We start from the raw sequence: 22,483 nt of genomic DNA, 5'->3' as shown, positions 1-22,483 counted from the left end.
GGCAATTATAAAATAAAGTTAAAATTAGCACCTTATAAACAACCATCAAATCTCAATGACTTTATCCCAAGCAAATTCTATAGCAGTACTGCTAATCTCGTTAGGATAAGCACGCGGATTAACAATGACACGGGTTTTATCAATACTATAATCAAAAGCCTCATGAGTATGACCATGCACCCATAATTTTGGCGCCCAAGGCTCACTCATCCACCCTGATAAATCACTAACAAAGGCAGCATTACTTGGTAAGGTGGCGTACTTTTTAGAAACAGATAACGGACTAATACTATGATGGCTCATGACTACTGACGTCTTGCCTAGCTTCTGAGCTGTGATTAGCGCCTGCCTGAGCCATTGACGCTGCTTGCTATGGATCTGCATAGAGACCTCAGGCGAGAATAGCTCATCTCCAGCATAGATTTGCTTATAATCGCGCATAAAGCGTTTGGCGACTTCCATCGTATCCTCGTCGGCTTGATATTGGTAATCCGTCCACAATGTACAGCCTAAAATGCGTATTTCGCCAATATCTATATGCTGGCATTGTAGTACTCTTACACCTTGATTATTTGCAGCGTTATAATTATCCCACGTTGCCAGTTTATGATCAAAATGCAGCACATCTTCACCAAAGTATTCGTGATTACCCGCAACAGTAATCAGTGGCACTTGCAAACGTGTGGCTTGCTGCTGTAACCATGGCATACCACTATCGCTGTTAGCCGTATCTCCTGCGACTAACACTATGTCAGCATCAGTCTTAGGAATATGCCCTATAGGATGTGATTGCCTAGCATAACTATCTATATGTAAGTCACTTAAAATCTGTAATTTCATAACATCCAAGATAATATAAAACGTCAACTAGTTATATAAGGTGCAAAAGCAAAAAAGACAACTCAAGGTCGTCTTTTTTATGATCGATACAATGAACTATTTTACTTTAAAAACTAAATACCTTGTAATATCTGCTGTAGCTTTTCAGTGGGATTAGGTGCTTGAGTGATTGAACGCCCAATCACTAGATAATCGGAGCCATGCTCTAATGCTTGCTTCGGGGTGCAAATACGTTGCTGATCGTCACTGTTATCCTCTAACAGACGAATACCTGGAGTGACTAATTTAAAATCAGCACCGCACAGCTGTTTCAGCGCCTTAGCTTCTTGTGCTGAGCAAACAACCCCATCCAGTCCCGACTGCTGAGTCAACTGAGCCAGACGACTCACTTGCCCGTCTAAACTATCTGTAACCCCTATTTGGCTTAAATCATTGGCATTCATAGAAGTCAAAACAGTAACCGCTATTAGCAGAGTGTTATGATTGTTATCTACTAAACGTCGCTTGGCTAATGCCATTGCCTCATAGCCAGCGCTGGCATGAACATTAACCATCCATACCCCCATCTCAGCCGCTGCTAATACTGCTTGTGCGGTAGTGTTAGGTATATCATGAAACTTTAAATCTAAAAACACCTCAAACTGAAGTTGATGCAAGGCGTCTATAATGGCAGGCCCTGAACGAGTAAATAGCTCTTTGCCGACCTTCAATCGGCATAACTTTGGGTCTAGAGTATCCGCTAAGGTTAAAGCGGCATTCATAGAAGGACTATCAAGAGCTACGATGACAGGAGAGATTACTGTATTCGTATTTATTGCACTATCATTCATTATAATACCGTATCTATTGGCGTTTTAAGCGATTAGCCTTTTGAAGTAATCCTGTTATTGATATCAAGCTAATAACTGAAACCTAGTAACTGGCAAACTAACAACTGGTATAACCGTAATTAGTCGCGTTGACGCTTACTTAATAATGCCGTCTTTTGAGTACCTAAGTTATTATCTACGTCTACAGGCACGCTTGAAGCTGGATAACCTGCTTCATCGACTGTTGGTACATTTGCCTGCCGATCAATAACAACATTAGCTTGGGTAAGCTGCTCTTGCAGCTTTGCGTTGCTTTTCTTTAACTGTGATATCTCCCATTTATTCTGAAAGACTCTAAACAGTAATAACGCTAGTAATAAGCCGATAACAATGCCTAATGTCATACATAAAATTAGCAACAATCCTAAATTCATAGTAGGCGCTTGCGAGAACAATAGATTGACGCCGATATCTGTATTATTCGCTAGCACTAGACCTATAGCATAAGCAAAGCTCAAAAATAGAAGTACAAATAATATAAAACGCATGAATCAAGTACCTCAAGAGATAGTATTAATAGAATACACAAGAGCAGGCTTTAAATATAGCTTACTTAAAAGGTAGCTTACTTAAAAGATAATTAAGAAGCAACGGTTTCATTCACTGCTTCGCGTAGCGCTTTACCGGGCTTAAAATGCGGAATAGCCTTGGCGGGTACAGGAACACTCTCGCCCGTCTTTGGGTTGCGACCCATACGGGCACGGCGATGATGTAGACAAAAGCTACCAAACCCTCGAACTTCGACTCGACCATCACTGGCTAGAGTATCTACCATAAGATCTAATATTTCGCGCACCGCATCATCGACAACAACATCAGTCATAGTGTCGCAATTGACGCTCAAATTATTTATAAAATCGGATTTATTAATCGTATCTTGCATTGCTACACTTGCCTTATTAATAGGTGGTTATGGTTGTAAAGCGTCTTTTCTATCAGCTTATATTAGCCAATATTATAGGTTTTATAAAATCGGGATCTACAACATCAAGGTCTACCAACCATTTATAAATAAAGATAAAAAATATTTTTTAGCTAAAATATCCACTATTTTACATTTAGTCACTGGTATTGTACATAGTAATAGAAAAATCGGTGCATATAAACATAAATTTATTAAGTTTTAATTATGAGCGACATTATATAAGTGTTTGAGATAAAAGCAAAATTTGAATGCAAAAAAAGAGCAACCTAAGTCGCTCTTTTTAATTCTGCTAATATATAGTAACTCGTATCAATAAAAAGTTACTGCATTTGCTCTTTGATTAAGTCACCAATAGTTTTTGGCTGAGCATCAGATCCTGGAGCTGCAGCTGCTGTAGTATTAGCACCGCCTAAATCTTTAATAGCTTGACGCTCTTCAGCTTCGTCTTTCGCTTTGATTGACAAGTTGATGTTACGAGTCTTACGATCAACACTGATGATCTTCGCTTCAACATCATCACCGACGCTTAGATGCTTAGTCGCATCTTCAACACGGTCACGTTGAATCTCTGATGCACGTAGATACGCTTCAACTTCGTCAGCAAGCTCAATCGTTGCGCCTTTCGCGTCAACATCTTTTACTTTACCATTAACGATAGCACCACGGTCATTGTTGACTAGGTATTCGTTGAATGGATCTGAGTTTAATTGCTTCACACCTAAGCTAATACGATTAGCTTCTGCATCTACTGACAATACCATAGCTTCTACAGTGTCGCCTTTGTTGTAGTTGCGGATAGCGTCTTCGCCAGTCTCAGTCCAAGAGATGTCAGATAGATGTACTAAACCATCGATACCACCGTCTAGACCGATAAAGATACCAAAATCAGTGATTGACTTGATCGTGCCAGAGATTTTATCACCGCGCTCATGTTTCTTATCAAACTCATCCCATGGATTAGCAAGAGTCTGTTTGATACCTAAGCTGATACGACGGCGTTCTTCATCGATATCCAAGATCATGACTTCAACTTCGTCACCTACTTGAACAACTTTTGATGGATGAATATTTTTATTGGTATGATCCATCTCTGATACGTGGACTAGACCTTCGATACCTTCAGAGATTTCAGCGAAACAACCATAATCAGTCAAGTTAGTTACGCGAGCTTTAACAACTGCACCTACTGGATAAGTGCCGCCAACGTTATCCCAAGGATCAGTACCTAGTTGCTTAAGACCTAGGCTAACGCGATTGCGCTCACGGTCGAACTTAAGTACTTTAACTTTAAGGTCTTGACCAACTTCAACCACCTCAGATGGGTGCTTGATACGACGCCATGCCATATCAGTGATGTGAAGCAAACCATCGATACCACCTAGGTCAACGAACGCACCGTAATCAGTTAGGTTCTTAACGATACCTTCGATCTCGATACCTTCTTCAAGCTTATTCAATAGCTCTTCGCGCTCAGCTGAGTTTTCAGCTTCCATAACGGCACGACGACTAACCACAACGTTGTTACGCTTTTGATCAAGCTTAATAACTTTGAATTCTAGCTCTTTGCCTTCTAAGTGCGTAGTATCACGGATAGGACGTACATCTACCAATGAGCCAGGTAGGAACGCGCGTACTGAACCGATATCTACGGTAAAGCCACCTTTAACCTTGCTTGAGATAATACCTTTTACGATCTCATCGTTATCAGAGATTTTTTCTAGGATATTCCAAGTCTCAACGCGCTTGGCTTTTTCACGCGATAGTAAAGTTTGACCCATACCGTTATCGACTGCTTCAACTACAACGTCAACCGTATCGCCAACTTCAACTTCAATCTCGCCTTCTTCGCTTAAAAACTCTTCACGAGCGACAATACCTTCAGATTTTAGACCAGTGTCAACTGTGATCCAGTCGTTATCGATGGCGACAACAGTACCTGTGATAACCGAGCCACGCTCAATATCAAGACCTGTTTCTTCGATGCTCGCTTCAAATAGTTCAGCAAATGATTCCATTATATCTACCTTTGTATAGCCGTGGCCTGTCCAGCACAGTACGGATCAAATTTATGAGCATATAAAACGAAATACTGGTTTTATATCTTATATGCTCATATAAAAAAAACGGTTGTTGCTAACAAATTAATTTTCATAATTATTCATTCATTAGCAACAACGGTCTCTAAAGTTCTAACTCGCCTATCGTTATTATAAAAGCTTTTACGGTGTAAGTGCTTATAATGACTATAATTTTACACTAAAACTATCTAGTTTAGGTACTTTTTGTATTATAAATATAAAAGCTTCTTCTTGTCAAAATGCTGTACTAAAAACAGATTCCTTGCGCTTGGCAATGCTGTTTTATTTGTTGATAGACGACGTCAGCATCTACTGTTGAGCTATCAAGTAATAATGCATCATCAGCAGGCTTAGATGGTGCAATAGCACGATTTTCATCACGATCATCGCGCGCTTTAATGGTTGCCAAAATCGAACTATAGCTTGCATTTTGTCCAGCATTTATTAGCTGGGCTACTCGGCGCTGGGCACGAGCCTCAGCACTAGCGGTCAAAAATACTTTGGCATCGGCTTGTGGAAACACTACAGTACCCATGTCACGCCCATCAGCGACTAACCCTGAACGACTTGCCATATCTTGCTGTAAGTCTAGCAATGCTTGACGAACTTTAGGAAATACTGCAACTTGTGATGCATAACCACCAACTGTCTCATTGCGTATATCAGTACCGACCAACGTCTCATTGACTAAAATATCGATATTACCCGTTGCTTCATTGGGCTGAAAACTAATTATTAATCTCTGAGTCAAGGCGGCAACAGCCTCCTCATCTAGCACGCTCTTTGCCAATAAACCTGCTTCAAAAGCTTTTAGGCCAACGATACGATATAAAGCACCAGAGTCTAGCAGTTGATAATCTAGCTCTTTTGCTAGACGCCATGCTGCTGTGCCTTTACCCGCGCCACTTGGGCCATCAATACAAATAACGGGATAACGCAATGCTTGGCTACGTTCTTCTAAAGCCTTGCTATCAGATGCTTTGAGATCGGATTTTATAGTCATAATACCTAATTAATAGTCATAACACGCAATTAATAATCACAATATCTAATGATAATACCTGCGTGAACTACCTATTATAATGTAGCAAACTATTATAATTTAGTACGACTAGCCGACGCTGATGCAGTTAAACAGGGGCATATTATAGCAAATAAAAACTACTATCACTAGCTTTGTAGACGATATCTTCTGTCGTTTACAAACTTTTATTCAATTTTGCAATCTGTCTACGCTGACGAAAAAAGCGCTTTAGCAATTGGCTACTAGCATGAGCTTGCAATCCTGCAAAAACTTGTATTTGATGATTATAAAAATCTTGCTGGGGCAAATTCATCTGACTACCGGCCATACCTGCTCTAGGCTCGCAAGTGGCAAAAACAAGTCTATCAACTCGCGCATGAACCATAGCACCAACACACATCGTACAAGGCTCTAAAGTCACATATAGTGTCGTCTTCAATGGTAGGCGATAATTGCCCAGCTGAGCACAAGCCTGTCTGATAGCCACAATCTCAGCATGAGCGGTGGCATCATGACGTCCTATCGGCTCATTAAATCCTTGACCAATAATAGCGTCATTATGCACTAATACAGCACCAACAGGGACTTCGCCATGTTCAGCGCCCTGCTCTGCTAAAGCAAGAGCATAATGCATCCAACGGGCATCTTCCAATGACCACAATTTGTCAATAGCGGGAGTTGAGTGCGACTTTACTACTGATGGTGTCCTCAAAGGATATGTCACTGGCAATAAACAGTCACAGTTATATCTGTTAATGATAGTCATCGTTTACTGCGGCAATTGCCAGTCAATAGGTGTCTTGCCATATTGTGCTAGATACTCATTGGTTTTCGAGAAGGGTTTTGTGCCAAAAAACCCACCTCGATTGGCGGCTAATGGTGAAGGATGGACTGCGGTTAAAATAAGATGCTTGTCGGTATCGATATATTTACCCGCCTTTTGCGCTTTGCTACCCCATAAGATAAACACTATATGCTCGGTTTGCTCATTAATGACATCGATTACCGCATCCGTAAATTGCTCCCAGCCTGCACCTTGATGACTAGTTGGCTCACCTTCATTTACAGTGAGCGAGGCATTAAGTAATAATACGCCCTGTTCAGCCCAATAAGTCAAATCACCATGTTTTGAAGGCGTGATGCCAATATCGTCAGCCATTTCTTTGAGTACATTATTCAATGAGGGCGGCTTGGGAATAGTTTTGGGTACTGAAAATGATAATCCCATCGCTTGCCCTGGACGATGATAGGGGTCTTGACCTAGAATAACGACTTTAACGTGAGCTAAAGGCGTTAAATTAAAGGCATTAAACATTAGATTGGCAGGGGGATAAACGCTAGTATCTGATTGATAAGCTTCCTTTAAGAAAGCGCGTAGATCGTCCATATTGTTCGATGTCAGCTCATCTTCTAACGCTAGTTTCCAATCCTCTGGCAATTTTACATTATCCAAAATAGCTTTTTTTTCTGCTGCTGTTTTACCAGCTGTTGACTCATCATCTAGCTCGTCAAATAAATTCATAGGTATACATCCTTATTTTTAATTTTTTATAAGCTTTGTGTTTATCTACTTTGTGGTTAATACAATTTAAAAAGGATAGTAGCAAAAAACTCTGTTGCTTTTCATTATAGAATTTAATATTTATACCTCTCACTCTCAACTTAAGCCAAATGGCTACAGATAAATGCTACTAGTCATGTATAAAAAAACGGCTACCGTAGTAACCGTTCGCTTAGATTATATAGCTTTGGATAGATAGCTCGGATTTTAACTAGCTACAGTATCAGGCTCATGTGTTTCAACTACTGTCAGAATGATACGGCTGTCACTTGATCCTTTATCGCTGTTTTTATCTAGATTGACCGCTTCTTCATCATCCATTTGCTCTGGCTCGAGTGTCAGGTGAACGACCCCGCCATTGACCAAGTCGCCGAATAAAATCATCCCAGCCAATGGCTTTTTGATCTCATCTTGAATCAGGCGCTGCATAGGACGTGCACCCATCAAGCGATCATAACCTTTATCCGCTAGATAGTCGCGAACCTCGTCATCAATCTCAAGGGTGACTTGCTTGTCATCAAGCTGCACTTGTAGCTCAACCAAGAACTTATCTACGACAGATACTACCACTGATGCATCCAACGAATTGAATTGAATGATTGCATCTAAGCGGTTACGGAACTCTGGAGTAAAGACCCGTTTGAGTGACTCATTATTATCACGGCTATGATCCTGCTGGGTAAAGCCCATTGATGAGCGACTGATACTATCAGCGCCGACGTTGGTCGTCATAATGACAATAACTTGCTTAAAAATAGCCACTCGACCGTTATTATCAGTCAGCGTACCATGATCCATCACTTGTAATAACAAGTTAAAAACGTCTGGATGCGCTTTTTCAATCTCATCAAGCAAGAGCACGCAATGCGGATGTTGATTGATCTTTTCGGTAAGCAGACCCCCTTGATCGTAGCCAACGTAACCAGGAGGCGCACCAATGAGACGTGACGCAGTGTGGGCTTCCATGTACTCCGACATGTCAAAACGTACCAGCTCGACGCCTAGCAGGTTTGCCAACTGACGCGATACCTCTGTTTTACCAACCCCTGTAGAGCCTGCAAACATAAACGAGCCAATAGGTTTATCGGGCGCCTTAAGACCTGCACGCGATAATTTGATAGCATCAGCAAGCGTTGCAATCGCCTCATCTTGACCAAATACCAAGCGCTTAAGGTCACGATCTAAATGCTGAAGGATGCTCTTATCATCAGTAGAGACTGATTTGGGCGGAATACGAGCCAGCTTGGCTACAATAGCTTCGATATCATTAACATCAATTTTTATTGGTGCCTTATTACCTTTGACTTTACCTAATCCTGCTGACGTCTCATCGCTATCAGAACCGTCAGATTTCAAGCGATCATTAGCTTTGGCGGTAGCCGATGCGTCGAGCATCTCATTGTCGCTATCATCGATACTAGTTTCCATATCATTGACATCATCATAATCTGCCGCGTCAATCTGCTTTTCTATGTCAGCAATAAAGCTCTCTTCTGCTTGCATATCATCGGCATCAGGAATGACTCCTAAGCGCTTATAAGCACCGGCTTCATCAATAACATCAATGGCCTTATCTGGTAAAAAGCGCTCATGAATATGCTTAGCAGAGAGCTGTACGGCACTGATTAGAGCTTCATCAGAATATTCAACGTTATGAAACTCTTCATAGCGTGGCTTTAGGCCGCGCAGAATATCAATGCTCTCATCGATGCTAGGCTCTTTCACATCAATTTTTTGGAAACGACGTGAGAGCGCATGATCCTTCTCGAATACTTGACGGTACTCAGTAAAAGTCGTTGAACCGACGCAGCGTAGCTCGCCATTAGCTAAAGCAGGCTTAATCAAGTTAGAGACGTCCATATTACTGCTCATGGATGACCCTGCTCCAATGATCATATGAATTTCATCAATGAACAAAATAGCGTTTGGCTTAGCTTTTAGCGCATCAAGCAACGACTTCATCCGCTTTTCAAAATCACCACGATACTTAGTACCTGCTATCAACGCGCCTATATCAAGACTATAAATGACACAACCGTTAAGAGGCTTAGGCGCTTTATCATTAATGATTAACCAAGCTAGACCCTCAGCAATAGAAGTTTTGCCGACACCTGGCTCACCTACTAGCAATGGATTGTTTTTGCGGCGACGACATAATACTTGCGCAGCGCGTTCAATCTCAGGGCCACGACCAATCAAAGGATCAGTTTTGCCCTCAGCCGCGCGCTGGTTTAAGTTAGTCGCAAACTCAACTAATGGGTCTTTACTGGTCTTCTCAGAAGCACTACGGCGATCGCCTGTACTCGATGCTCTTGGCTCGCTCGCCTCACTCTTCTCTTGACCATGTGATAAATACTGAGTCAACTCAAGACGGCTGATACCTTGCTTTTTGAGTAAATAAACCGCATAAGTATCATGTTCTGAGAACATAGAGACTAAGATGTCTGAGCCTTCAACTAGACGACCGCCACCGATAGACTGTACATGAAAAATAGCTCGCTGCAAAATACGATCAAAGCTTTGAGTGGGCTGCGGCGACTGTTCTATATCTACATCAACAGTGGGCGTATGCTTATTAATATAAGCTTCAAGCTCTGTACGCAGACTTGAAACATTGGCGTTACAAGCCGTTAGGGTGTTAGCAGCATGAGTATTTTCAAGTAGCGCTAATAACAGATGTTCAACAGTGAGATACTCATGAGACTTTTGACGCGCAAGCGTCATAGCTAGACGTAAAGAGACTTCAAGGTGGCGACTTAACATAAGAATTCCTACGGTTATATCTATCTTTATAGGCGGATAGCTTAGTGAATAACATAATTAATCAATCTGGGCGATAAGAGATATGTTCAATAGCAGTGGTCGTATTATTACTAAATGACAGCAAATAAAAATAGTAGAGAATGGTCTCAAGCAGTGATAATGATAACAACTATGCTCTTTATTTATATCAACACGATAACTGATTATAGTCAATCGTTTAAGCACGACTAAAATGTATCGAAGCTTGTAAATACGTAATAATAACGAGACTGACAGGACAAAAAACTAGGCTTAACCAGCTGCATGGAGATGAATAGGCTAAAAACTATGAAGTTGATTAAAAGCTGTACTTTATGCGGGTTTACGATGATCAGTAAAGTATCAAGGTGCATTGCAGGGTAGCTATCTATATAGCGCTATATCCTACAAAATTCAAGGACAATTGATAGAATTATCAGATAGATAATCCTATTACTTTAGGACAGATGAACAATAGAATAATAAGAGAGTTTTGATGTAAAGCGTAGAGGGTGATTAATAATGGTAAGAGCTTTTGACAAATTTTATAACTGAGTTTTTATAACTAATTTCTTATAACTGAGCTCTGTTGAACATTCGATTATAAATTATACATAATTAGGCTAGGCTATAACAGTTAGGCTATAAATGATTGAGCTATTCGCCTTGATGCGGTTCAATTTGCGTGAGCAGTGGGTAGCCTTCGCGATGCGCTAAGCTATTAACTTTTTTGGCTTTGGTTTCAGCAATATCTTTGGGATAGATACCTGCAATACCTTTACTATTATTATGAATAGTTAGCATGATTGCGACCGCCGAATCAACACTATGACGAAATTCTGACTGAAGAATATAAACTACAAATTCCATCGGTGTGTAATTATCATTGTACATTACCACTGCATACATCGGTGGCTTGGCAACCTCAGGTTCAGCAACCAATACATCTGCTTGTGGATCAGTCTCAGCGTCAGGGTTGTCATTTTGAGCACGATGACCTGCAGGCATACTTGGAAAATGCCAGTCACCTACCGTTTTTTCATATATCATTGTCGATTGTTTCATCATAATAAGTTTCAAAAATATAATAGATTTCAAAAATTGGTAGTAATAGAGGTATTGATTACTAAGGTGCTGTCTTTTTATTGGCAATCGTCTTATCAGCAGCTGTATTGACAATAGGGCTTTGATCAGGCTCTGGTAAGTCCAACAACGATAATGGCATACTATCAACCATATCACCTATCGTCCAATCATAGAGCTGCTCGACCTCTTCATCACCTGCTTTTAGAGTCAGCTTCACTTGTGAAGGTTTAAACCCTGTTGGCATGATAAATCGGCCACGTATACGAACAACACCTTGAATAGAGAAGCGCGCTGGGTCTAGCGGCACTTCAACAAAATCATCGTCGTTTTGTAGAGTTAAAGTAGCTGTCAAACTTTGCGCACTGCCTTTGCTACTTAGCATACCAACATCAAAGCCATATTCAAAAGCGTTCTCTGGCAGGGGTTCTATTTTTGCACCAAGTACTTGTAGCGGTAATCCACCATTCTCACTGATGAAGTCAGCATAAAGCTCATTTAACTGATTAACTTGGCTACTCTCAACCGCTAGATCACGCTGACTTTGACGTAACTCATCTAAATTATTTAGGCTAATAGTAAGCTCTTGCTTAGCAGTAGCGACTTGATTGGTCAGTACTTTATTACTGATACGTAAGTCTTTGAGCTCCGTAGTCGCCTGCTCACTATTAATAGCGGCCTGCTGGTTTTCGGATTGTTGCGAGTAATAGCCGCTTTGATAGCCAAGCTTATGACCAAATAATATCGCTACCATTGCGGTAACAATCATAGCAACAGCAAACAGAGCCAATAGCAAAGTATTAGCACCGCGCTGTCGACTACTAATAGTCCTAACAGCAATCTCGTTATGATTGTCACTATACAGTAGTGTCTGCTGTGCAAAATCAGTCGTCGAAATATGTTTTGGATCAGATACACGAGCATGACACGATAAACGTGCAGGCTGCGAGCGCAAGCGTAGGGCAGTCTTAACACGCATTTATACTAGTACTCTTAAACAGTAAAGGCGAGGTATTATAACGGAGTTTACAGCTAATACCTAGCGTACAGCTGTAACCACAGTGACTCAAGGGTAAGGTTACATTGACAATAAAGCAGTTTTACACGCGCTACTTACAATTAATGCCGCTAAATGATAGTCAACTAGATTGGCATCTATTTGTCTTAGTATCATTGACGCGTTGATGGCTGTCATTAAGGAACAATAGGCGCAGCGTTCAACCCTAAGCTTTCCTCAAAACCAAACATTACGTTAAGGTTCTGCACCGCTTGTCCAGCAGCACCCTTAACTAAGTTATCCTGTACGACTAATATGGTCAGCTCATGATGCGTATTATCTTGATAAACAGCAATGCGCAAACGGTTGCTAGCGCGTACACTGCGAGTATCTGGATAAATACCGCTTGGCAAGACATCAATAAAAGCCTCGTCTGCATAACTGCTTGCAAACTCTTGCTGCCAATCGATAGCCATACCCGCCTCAGTAAGCTCTAAATGAATAGAGCTAAACATCCCACGTATCATAGGAACTAGGTGCGGTAAAAAACGTACTCGATGTGCAAACTGGCTGGCGAGTAACTGCTCAAGGCCCTGCTCAATTTCTGGCAAATGTCTGTGACCTGTGACCCCATAAGCTTTGAAATTATCAGTCGTCTCAGCATAATTGAGCGCAAGACTGGCCTGCCGACCAGCCCCTGATACCCCAGACTTGGCATCTATAACAATGCGCGGCTCAATCAGACGTGTATTCTGCTGGTTCTGTAGCAAGATTATTGGCTTTAAACCTAATATCGCTGTCGTAGGGTAACAGCCAGGATTGCCGACTACCAAAGCATTAGCAATCTTGTCACGATTCAGCTCTGGCAAGCCATATATAGCGCTCTTGAGCAGCTCAGGACAAGCGTGAGGCTGGTTGTACCAGTGTTCAAACTCCGTTAAGGACTGCAAACGAAAATCAGCGGCTAGATCAATGACCTTGACACCTTCTTGGGTAAGCGCTTCAGCTTGCTGCATCGCAACGCCATGCGGGGTAGCAAAAAACACCACATCACACTGTTGTAGAGCTGCAAGCGTATCGTCACCCAAGTCACTAAAGACGATGTCAGAGACACCGCGCAGGCTGGGAAATATTTCATCAGCACGAGTGCCTGCTTCGCTGCGTGACGTTAACAAGTCCAGAGAAACTTGGGGATGCGCTGATAATAAACGTATAAGCTCAATACCCGTATACCCTGTACCACCTACGATAGCTGCTGAAATCATGACTTATCCTTTTACTGCTTTATAAGTACGCTATTAAAAACTTGCAAATACAACTCAATCTTATATCTTATATCTTATAGTCATGTACCGCATCGATAAAGACTTTGGCATGATCAGGGTTGACCCATTGAGTAATACCATGACCTAAGTTGGCTATATAGCCTGTTTTTTCACCGCCTGCATAAGCGCTATCAAGCATAAGATTGACCTCGCTACGAATAGTGCTAGGTGCGCCATATAAAGTAGAGGGATCCAAATTACCTTGAATGGCTTTACTACGCTGAATCTTTTTATGCTGTTTGGTCAATTGGCGCTGGCGCTCAGTCAGTACTTGACGAGCACGATCAATCGGCATCGTCCAATCCAACCCTAAAGCATCCGCTTCGCTATCAGCTTGTACATCAAGCCATAGTCCACCGCCTTTGGTGAATAGCACAACCGGTATTTGCGGGTGGCGAACCTTGAGCTCCGCTACGATGCGCTTATTATAGGCATGCGAAAACTCGATGAACTGACGATAACCCAACGCTCCGCCCCAACTGTCAAATATCTGTACAATTTGCGCGCCAGCGACGATCTGCGCATCTAAATAATCGATAACCGCCACGGCAATCTTATCGAGCAATTGATGTAAAAACTCAGGATTACTATATAAAAATCCTTTAGTGTAGCGATAATCTTTTGAGCTACCCCCTTCAATCATATAGGTAGCGAGCGTCCATGGACTACCAGAAAAGCCGAATAAGGGCACTTGACCACCCAGTGCATGACGAATGCTAGTCACTGCACGCATGACATAATCCAATGAGTCATTGACATCAAGTATAGGTAAGCGATCAAGATCGGCCTGCGTGCGAATTGGATGCTTGAATTTTGGACCTTCGCCTGTTTCGAAATACAAGCCTAAACCCATAGCATCAGGAATAGTCAAAATATCACTGAATAAAATAGCAGCATCCAAGTCCATGCGACGTAATGGCTGCAAGGTGACCTCAGTAGCACGCGCGGTATCTTTACATAAGCTCATAAAGTCACCAGCCTCAGCGCGAGTCGCTTTATACTCTGGCAAATATCTTCCTGCTTGACGCATCATCCATACTGGGGTGGTGTCCACGGACTCAAAACGTAATGCGCGCAATAATCTATCATTTTTTAGTGGGGCAAAATTATGGGCAGAATCATTATCGTTAGAACTATTATCGGTAGAATCAGGGGTCTGGTATAAGGCGCTCATGGCCAACTCTCCAAAATAAAATGCGGTTTATCTTAATCAAAAATATAGGGTTATGCCCTACATAGATAGGGCTAAATTATCACGGTGTACCATGACAATACGCTCTTCATTATTACCGAGGATTTTATCGAACTCACCGGTACGCTCACGAGCGACGCGGCGGGCATCAGTGGATGAGAAATTCACTTGTCCAACGGCTAAACGCTCACCTGTATCTTGATTAACGATTTGAACCACTTCGCCTTCATCAAAATCACCGCGTACTTCAACGACTCCTACAGGCAACAAGCTACGATTTTGCTCTATTAACGCTTTGGCAGCGCCTGCGTCAACGATTAAACTACCAGCCATACGTAAATGTGCCGCTATCCACTGCTTACGAGCAATGATTTTATCTTCGTCGTTGGTCGTCAATAAAGTACCAACAGCCTCACCTGATATGACGCGGGTGATGACATCGTCAATCGCACCACTGACAATAACCGTTGGACAACCACCCATAGCCGCCAAGCGACCTGCACGAATCTTCGTCAGCATACCACCGCGACCGAGCTTACCGCCATCGCCTGCGATATCAAATAAGTAATCGGCCATAGCGCGCTCTTGACGAATCATTTTTGCATCAGGGTTATCACGCGGATTATCAGTGAATACGCCTTTTTGATCGGTTAAGATAATATATAAGTCAGCGCCAACCATAGCTGCCGCCATCGCGCCTAGAGTATCATTATCACCAAACTTGATCTCATCGATAGTAATGGTATCGTTTTCATTGATGACAGGTAGGACGCGCCATTCTAGCAGTTGAGTTAGGGCGCTTGCGGTATTGAGATAGCGACTACGATTGGATAAATCATCATGAGTGAGCAGTAGCTGTGAGCTTTGGATACCATGTTGAATCAGCGCTGACCACCACGTCTCAATCAAGCCCATTTGACCGATTGAAGCACAAGCTTGTAGGGCTGCCAGCTTTTTAGGGCGCTCCTCTAAGTTCATGCGTACTACCCCTTCAGCGACCGCGCCTGAAGATACCAATAGTACCTCAACACCATTATTATGCAGCTTTGCTATTTGCTTTGCCCATTCATATATAGCGGTTCTATCAAGTCCGCGACCATTATTAGTCAATAATGATGAACCAATTTTGACAATAACGCGCTGAATATTGAAATCACGCTTTTGCTTAATAAATCTCGGCTCAATGGTCTGTTCAGTACTATCTGTCATGAGAACTCCTATTAACTATCTATTATTATTTTACAATCTATATCAAAACTTATTATCAAAATTTTTAGAGTACATAGATTTAAAGCACATAAGCTTAAGGAACATGAGCTCTAAGGAACATAGACAACTTCGACACCATCGTCATCATCGTCATCATCCAAATCGTCGTCAAAGTCTTCATCAGAAACATCAGTTCCTTCACGTTGGGCTTTGCGAGCTGCCCGATAAGCTTCGCGTTGAGCTTCAGTATTGCGACGGACTTCAACCTCTAAGCGCTCAAAACGTGCTTTTTGCGCTTCGGCAAATTCCGGATCTTCCTCTTCACGCTCACGCTCAAGCTCGATCTCATTCATCAAATGGTACTTGACCGCGTCAGTGCCATCACCCGTTAAAGTTGAAGTGCGAAATACTTCACCTGTCCAACCAAGTTCAGTGACGATATGATTGCATAGCTCATTTAGCTCTTGCTCATCGATAACTTGATCAATCTTATTCAACACTAATATCTGTGGCAGATTAGCCAGTTCAGGCGAAAAACGCTCAAGCTCGTTGAGAATAACCCGCGCATTACGTACAGGATCTGTTGCATCAATAGGCTGAATATCGACAATATGCAGCAGGCGACGGGTACGCGCGACATGCTTTAAGAAGCGAATGCCAAGACCCGCGCCCTCTGATGCTCCCTCAATCAATCCTGGAATATCTGCCATCACAAACGAGCGATGACGACCAATATCGACTACGCCTAAATTGGGTACGATAGTGGTAAACGGATAGTCGGCAACCTTTGGCCTGGCCGCAGATACTTGACGGATAAAGGTCGACTTACCAGCATTTGGCAACCCAATTAAGCCAACATCAGCGACGACTTTTAGCTCAAGTTTTAACACCTTTAACTCACCTTCAAAACCAGAAGTGGCTTTACGCGGTGCTTGGTTGGTTGAGCTTTTAAAATGGGTATTACCTAAGCCGCCGTCACCACCTTTGGCAATCAATAGCGTTTGGTCAATCTCAGTCATATCACCAATGACTTCATCGGTCTCAGTGTCGATGATAGTGGTGCCGATAGGTACAGGTAGATATACATCGTCAGAGCCTTTACCTGCACAGTTTTTGCTATGACCGTTTTCACCACGCATCGCATCGTAACGGCGAGTATAACGATAATCAACTAAGGTATTGGTGTTGTCATCAGCAATAACATAAATATCACCACCTGTACCACCATCACCGCCATCAGGTCCACCGCGAGGCACGTATTTTTCTCGACGGAAACTGGCGATACCATTACCACCGTCACCCGCTTTTACCGTTACGACGGCTTCATCAATAAATCGCATGCTTCAATCCTTAATTGTCAATCGTTCTGTGTGGTGCAAATTTTATAATATAAATGTCATCTATACTTTATTGAGATGTTTTTTATTCCGATGTACTCTGTATTTTTTACTTTAATCAAAATTGTCACGGCTCAAAATAAGTCGTAATTCACGTCTTAAAATAAGCAATAGTAGTAACAAAAACACCCGATAACCAAACAGACTATCGGGTGTAGTAGATCTAAATAGTGTTACGGCTCAGTATAACAGTTACTGCTACTAGCAAACTATAAATAAGATGCGATATCGATAGATGCTGACCAAATCGTAAACGTATTTTATCATCTAGTTCTTATTATTAGCTACAAAAAAGCCCTATGCTGGAATTTGCGCATAATGAATACCAGCCATTTGCGTGGCCAAGCGCAATACTTGCGTGCTGTATCCTACTTCATTGTCATACCAGATGTAGACCGTTGCATGATTGTCAGTGACGATAGTCGCCTGCGCATCTACGATACCAACGTGTTTCGTACCGACAAAATCAGTTGATACCGCCTCATTTGAGTCAGTATAAGCGATTTGCGATTGCCAAGCATGACTATTAGCAGTATCACGCATAAACTCATTTAGCGCCTCACGACTCTCTGGCGCGGTTTTTAGATTCAGATTTAAAATAGCTAAGCTGACATTTGGTGTAGGAACACGTATGGCATTACCTGTCAGTTTACCGCTCAGCTCAGGTAGTGCTTTACCGACCGCTTTGGCAGCGCCTGTGCTAGTAATAACCATATTTAGCACTGCACTACGACCACGGCGATCCGCTTTATGATAATTATCAATTAAGTTTTGATCGTTAGTAAAGGAGTGAATAGTCTCTACATGACCGTTTTCAATACCATATTTATCATTTAATACTTTTAGCGTTGGGGTAATCGCATTGGTGGTACAGCTTGCGGCACTAACAATAGTGTCCTCGCCGACAGTATCATTATTGACACCATAGACAACGTTTTTGATATCGCCGCCAGCAGGAGCTGTCAAAATAACTTTATTAACGCCTTTAGATTGCAAATGCTTACCAAGCCCTGCTTCGTCTTTGAATACACCAGTATTGTCGATAACTAACGCGTTTTCGATACCGTAATCAGTATAATCAATCTCACTTGGATCTTTGGCATAGATAACTTGGATAAAGCGACCATTGATCAGTAAGCCATTATTATCCTCATCCACGCTCACACTACCCAAAAAGCCACCATGAACAGAATCACGCTCAAGCAAAGAGGCACGCTTGGCTAAATCACCAGCTGCTGCAGGACGCACAACAATAGCTTTTAACTGCAACCCTTTAACGCTTGAAGCTTGTGATAACAATAGGCGCGTAAGCACACGGCCAATACGACCAAAGCCATAAAGCACGACATCAGTTGCGCCATTAACATGACTCTTATCATGGCTGATACTGGCTAGCGCTTGCTGTATATCACTGTCATTGGCAATCAATTGACCCACATCAACGCTGGTAGACTGAACATCGCTTGCTGCTATAGCTTTGACCATCTTTAGCGTATCTGCAATCGCAATAGGCTGACTGCCTTGATGACGAATAGCGGCTTTTTGATGTAGTGCTAGTACTTGATTGATCGAACTCGTATCTATAGCTTCACCAAATAAAGTGACTTGCACATCTTGCTCGTTATAAAGCTTATTCAATAAACCCGTTAACTCAATGACTTGTTGTTCTTGATTATTATAGTCGGTTAAACGGTCTTGATGTAATTGACGTAAAGTCGCAGCGTTGCTCACAAGAGACATCCTTATAGTTTGATAGAATAATGAATAAAACAAGTAATACGATTAGGTTTTAAAGCGTTATGATGTATAGGATTAAAATTTTTTGCAGAAAATGAATAACAGCAGCTATTTAAGGGCAACAGGGCAAGAATAGCGGGAATAAAATAGCTATGCAAAATAATATAACCTTGCCTACTGTCTACAATATTGACCTGCTCACTGGCTTAAATTATAGGTTGAAGCGCGAAATATAGCTTTGTGCCAAGCATTATTGATGTAAATGATTAAATCGCCTAGATTTTAGCTTAAAAAGTCTTATTTTGCCAGTACTAGCCTAAATTACTGTTATAAGCATTATTTATAAACATTACTGATAGACATCATTTTAAAAATAAAGCCTGCTAATCGTAGCAAGCTTTTAATCAACTTTGACTCTACTTAACAATTAAGGAACTAAGTTAACCGTCTGATTAGACTGTGTGGTTAAAGTGAACTCTCTTAAGTCATACCCTTGTTCCTGAGCGATTTGACGATATTTAGCATAAGTTTGCTGCGAAATATTGGGTGTACGTGCTAGCAGCCATAAATTGTCTTTGTCAGGCGTGCCAACCAATGCTGTTTGGTAATCGGCATCGCGAGCCAAGACCCAATAGTCACCACGGGCTACAGGCAACCAGCGAATCCATGACGGTAAAAAACTCAATTTAAGCTTACTGCCTGTATCATCTGTGGGTTTTGCAAGGCCTTCAGAGACCATGACTCCCCCATTATCTTTGACGCATTTATTAGTAACCGTAATTCCTGAATCATTTTCTCTAGCCGTATAGTTCGCCGTTACATCGCTGGCGCAATTACGCTGAAAATACAAAGGCAAACGTCCGATCTCATACCACGTACCTGCATATTGTTGCAGATCAACGCTATCAACAGTCGTTGGTGTTGTTGCAGATTTATAGATAATATCTGATGGTTCAATATCTTTTGTGGTCATACTAACTTTATCAGCTGCCGCTGCTGCGCTATTTAGCATGACGGGTGTATGAACTGGCGCTGCATAAGCTGAAAACGCGGCTAAAGGTATAATAATGGCTAATGCTATGCCTGTATGCTTAATTAAACTACTCATAAATACTCGCTCTGATACCTTAGGATTTTGTTTGATAGTAGCTGGTTTCGCTCTTGAATCTAATAGCGTATCTGTCCGATGTTCATCCACACTTTTATCTATCATATATAGGCCGTCTGCATCTACAGGCTCTCTCATATCTATATATTGAATAGTACAATCTATAGAGCTATCGCTAGTAGAGCTGCCATTACTATAACTGCACGCAGCTTTCTTGTAGCCACCATCCACATTTATAGGCTGCTCTACATAAGGCGCACCTGAAACAGTAGTATGGTTTCTATTATTATTGGCATTAGCAATGACTGACGCCATTGCCTCGAATAACTCGCTCTCATAACTTGCATCATTACTAGCAAAAATAGCTTGCTCTTCATTATTGTACGTCATGTAGTCTGTGCTTAATAGCTGACTGGGCTGACTGTACTGTTGCAGATGAGAACCGGCTGCCTCAAAGTCATTCCACTCTGACTTAGGTAACTTATTGGTTTTCATAAAACACCATATTAGGTTATAAATTATTGGAATTAAAAAGCTTAGACAGCTTTCAATTTGATAGCTTATAGTAATAGGGTATTGTTTTTCATAACAGTGCCACTATGTAGGGAAAAGCAACGGTTTGTAATTAGTTTTGCCTTGTGTTTGTTATTAGCCTTTTATAGTTACTGCTGTGTAAATAGTAGTAAAAACAACTATTTATATTTAAATTTATTTTAATCGTTCAGAAATTTCCGGATACCTGCAATACTCACCGCGCCATAAGTACTGGCTAAGTCATACATATTTGGATACAAACCACCCAGTGCTATAACAGGTATATCTGCCAATTGTGCCAACGTAGACCACTGCCTCCAGCCTAAAGGATTGTCATCAGGATGGGTATGAGTAGCTAATACTGGCGAGAGAAAAATGCCTATCACAGGTGGCAGATGCTGTTGTAGACGCATCTTAGCGATGGCATTAGCTGCTTGTATACTCTGTACATCATGACAGCTTAATATCAAAGGCTGTTCGATATAAAGGCGCTTATTATCATCATAGTTAACTCGTAAATTATCAAACCAAGTGAGTACTTCAGCGTGATTAAGATGATACGCAGCTAATTGTGGCCTTAAGCTTTTATAATTTAAATCTTCACTTCGTATACTTACATCAGTAGTTGTTTTTTTAGTAGTTGTTTCAAAAGTATCAGAACTATCAATACCCCTACTACTTTCAACAGGTAATATGGCCATAATGTCTGAACGCGATTGTAGGATTAAAGCGGCAAAGTGGCTGGCTTGCTTATCTTTTAGTCGCACATATACCCAAGCGTTGTTGGCAATGTTTTGCTGATGAAACCTTAGCCAAGCCTCACAGCTGTCCAATTGAGTCGCAAAATGGGCTAGCGGATAAGTGATAGTGATAAGCTTGGGCAATCTTAACCAAGCTAATATCGTGGTATTCGCCGCTGGCAAATTATATTTATTCTCTAACAAATCAGCTTTATCTACCCAAACCAAAGCTTGTCCCTCAGGGCCAAAATCGTCACCCTTATGCTGCTGATACTGCGCGGCGCTTAGCTCAACTCTATAAACGTGCAGGCAAACTTGCTTATCGCCATAATCATGATGCAAACGCCCAAGCTTGAGGGCGTTATTGCCGCTAATATCGATAGCAACCTCCTCGCTAACCTCACGAATAAGCGCTGCTTGTGCTGTTTCATTAGTATCTATTTTGCCGCCGACGAACTCATAACGATCGCCTTGGTGTTGGCTTGCATCACGGTAGCCTAGCAGATAGTGCTGCTGATAATGGATGACTGCGACTGCGACATTTACTACTTGAGCACTTGACTCGTTCGCAGTAACCTTTCCCGATTTGGCTGATAAGTTATGTGTCATAAAATGACCTATATAATAAGTTCTATTTGTTTTTAACCATAAATCTAAGAGTCTAACTTTATCTAAACACATAAGTTTATATAATAATGCTCACTGATTTACTTATTAGCTTGCAAAGTATAAGATTTTAAATGATAATGATTATCGTTACTTAGTTGAAGCCTCGTTCTATTTATATAGCATAGCTCGCTAAGTGCTAACTATTATAAACCTAGCCAATTATCAAAAGGATTTTATTATGAGCGTTGTGATCTCTCGTTATCTAAACTGCCGTGACAACCGCTTGCCTACTATGCAGTCCCAACATTTATTCGCCTTGACTAAAGAGGTGCGCATTGAGCATGAAGGCGAAGAATATCGCTTGCGCTTGACCCGTAATAATCGTCTCATTTTGACTAAATAAGTCGCCTATATTATTTGTATCCTTATTTCTTAATAAAGATTACTTAATAAAAAATCATGTAATAAAAGCTA

General features: G+C 41.5%; 19 protein-coding genes. 1 reads left to right on the top strand and 18 read right to left on the bottom strand.

What is annotated here, in order from left to right:
- Positions 1–45: 45 nt before the first annotated feature.
- The 18 genes from ACR63T_RS04785 to ACR63T_RS04700 form a co-directional block, all read right to left on the bottom strand.
- The gene (locus ACR63T_RS04785; protein ID WP_472784934.1) at positions 46–840 is read right to left on the bottom strand and encodes a metallophosphoesterase; all 795 of its coding nucleotides are present in this window, start codon (positions 838–840) and stop codon (positions 46–48) included.
- Positions 841–953: 113 nt separating this feature from the next.
- Positions 954–1,670: an orotidine-5'-phosphate decarboxylase gene (gene pyrF, locus ACR63T_RS04780; RefSeq protein WP_472784933.1), complete on the bottom strand. Its 717-nt coding sequence runs from the start codon at positions 1,668–1,670 to the stop codon at positions 954–956.
- A gap of 119 nt (positions 1,671–1,789) precedes the next feature.
- A complete protein-coding gene (locus ACR63T_RS04775; RefSeq protein WP_472784932.1) occupies positions 1,790–2,197 on the bottom strand; it encodes a LapA family protein in 408 nt (135 codons plus the stop codon).
- A gap of 92 nt (positions 2,198–2,289) precedes the next feature.
- Positions 2,290–2,592: an integration host factor subunit beta gene (locus tag ACR63T_RS04770; RefSeq protein WP_201572752.1), complete on the bottom strand. Its 303-nt coding sequence runs from the start codon at positions 2,590–2,592 to the stop codon at positions 2,290–2,292.
- A gap of 362 nt (positions 2,593–2,954) precedes the next feature.
- The gene (gene rpsA, locus ACR63T_RS04765) at positions 2,955–4,649 is read right to left on the bottom strand and encodes a 30S ribosomal protein S1 (RefSeq protein WP_201572750.1); all 1,695 of its coding nucleotides are present in this window, start codon (positions 4,647–4,649) and stop codon (positions 2,955–2,957) included.
- Positions 4,650–4,959: 310 nt separating this feature from the next.
- On the bottom strand, positions 4,960–5,715 hold the full coding sequence (gene cmk / locus ACR63T_RS04760) for a (d)CMP kinase (RefSeq protein WP_305899919.1): 756 nt from the start codon (positions 5,713–5,715) through the stop codon (positions 4,960–4,962).
- 196 nt (positions 5,716–5,911) lie between these two features.
- Positions 5,912–6,397, bottom strand: coding sequence for a tRNA adenosine(34) deaminase TadA (gene tadA, locus ACR63T_RS04755; RefSeq protein ID WP_472784931.1), 486 nt, complete (start codon positions 6,395–6,397; stop codon positions 5,912–5,914).
- A 108-nt stretch (positions 6,398–6,505) separates the two neighbouring features.
- Positions 6,506–7,258, bottom strand: coding sequence for a uracil-DNA glycosylase (locus tag ACR63T_RS04750; RefSeq protein WP_472784930.1), 753 nt, complete (start codon positions 7,256–7,258; stop codon positions 6,506–6,508).
- Positions 7,259–7,504: 246 nt separating this feature from the next.
- Positions 7,505–10,060 carry an AAA family ATPase gene (locus tag ACR63T_RS04745; protein ID WP_472784929.1) on the bottom strand — a complete coding sequence of 852 codons (2,556 nt, stop codon included), beginning with the start codon at positions 10,058–10,060 and terminating at the stop codon, positions 7,505–7,507.
- Positions 10,061–10,735: 675 nt separating this feature from the next.
- Positions 10,736–11,143: an ATP-dependent Clp protease adaptor ClpS gene (locus tag ACR63T_RS04740; protein WP_371747929.1), complete on the bottom strand. Its 408-nt coding sequence runs from the start codon at positions 11,141–11,143 to the stop codon at positions 10,736–10,738.
- Positions 11,144–11,204: 61 nt separating this feature from the next.
- Positions 11,205–12,140, bottom strand: coding sequence for a hypothetical protein (locus tag ACR63T_RS04735; protein ID WP_305899915.1), 936 nt, complete (start codon positions 12,138–12,140; stop codon positions 11,205–11,207).
- A 215-nt stretch (positions 12,141–12,355) separates the two neighbouring features.
- Positions 12,356–13,423, bottom strand: a complete 1,068-nt coding sequence (gene argC / locus ACR63T_RS04730; RefSeq protein WP_472784928.1) for an N-acetyl-gamma-glutamyl-phosphate reductase — start codon at positions 13,421–13,423, stop codon at positions 12,356–12,358.
- A gap of 67 nt (positions 13,424–13,490) precedes the next feature.
- Entirely contained in the window at positions 13,491–14,657 is a 1,167-nt protein-coding gene (gene hemE / locus ACR63T_RS04725; protein ID WP_305899913.1) for a uroporphyrinogen decarboxylase, read from the bottom strand.
- 57 nt (positions 14,658–14,714) lie between these two features.
- Positions 14,715–15,884: a glutamate 5-kinase gene (gene proB, locus ACR63T_RS04720; RefSeq protein ID WP_305899912.1), complete on the bottom strand. Its 1,170-nt coding sequence runs from the start codon at positions 15,882–15,884 to the stop codon at positions 14,715–14,717.
- A 110-nt stretch (positions 15,885–15,994) separates the two neighbouring features.
- Positions 15,995–17,224, bottom strand: a complete 1,230-nt coding sequence (gene cgtA / locus ACR63T_RS04715; RefSeq protein ID WP_472784927.1) for an Obg family GTPase CgtA — start codon at positions 17,222–17,224, stop codon at positions 15,995–15,997.
- A gap of 354 nt (positions 17,225–17,578) precedes the next feature.
- Positions 17,579–19,021 carry a glyceraldehyde-3-phosphate dehydrogenase gene (locus ACR63T_RS04710; RefSeq protein WP_472784926.1) on the bottom strand — a complete coding sequence of 481 codons (1,443 nt, stop codon included), beginning with the start codon at positions 19,019–19,021 and terminating at the stop codon, positions 17,579–17,581.
- Between the two features lie 424 nt (positions 19,022–19,445).
- The gene (locus ACR63T_RS04705) at positions 19,446–20,621 is read right to left on the bottom strand and encodes a lipocalin family protein (RefSeq protein WP_472784925.1); all 1,176 of its coding nucleotides are present in this window, start codon (positions 20,619–20,621) and stop codon (positions 19,446–19,448) included.
- Between the two features lie 218 nt (positions 20,622–20,839).
- Complete coding sequence (locus ACR63T_RS04700) at positions 20,840–22,009, bottom strand: NUDIX domain-containing protein (protein ID WP_472784924.1); 1,170 nt, start codon at positions 22,007–22,009, stop codon at positions 20,840–20,842.
- Positions 22,010–22,247: 238 nt separating this feature from the next.
- Between ACR63T_RS04700 and hemP the strand changes: the two genes are divergently transcribed.
- Positions 22,248–22,412, top strand: a complete 165-nt coding sequence (gene hemP / locus ACR63T_RS04695; protein WP_201572725.1) for a hemin uptake protein HemP — start codon at positions 22,248–22,250, stop codon at positions 22,410–22,412.
- Positions 22,413–22,483 lie beyond the last annotated feature (71 nt).

Source organism: Psychrobacter sp. M17(2026), from assembly GCF_055699815.1.
Note: the sequence above shows the minus strand (reverse complement) of the source record. Positions and strands in the feature narration are given on the sequence as shown.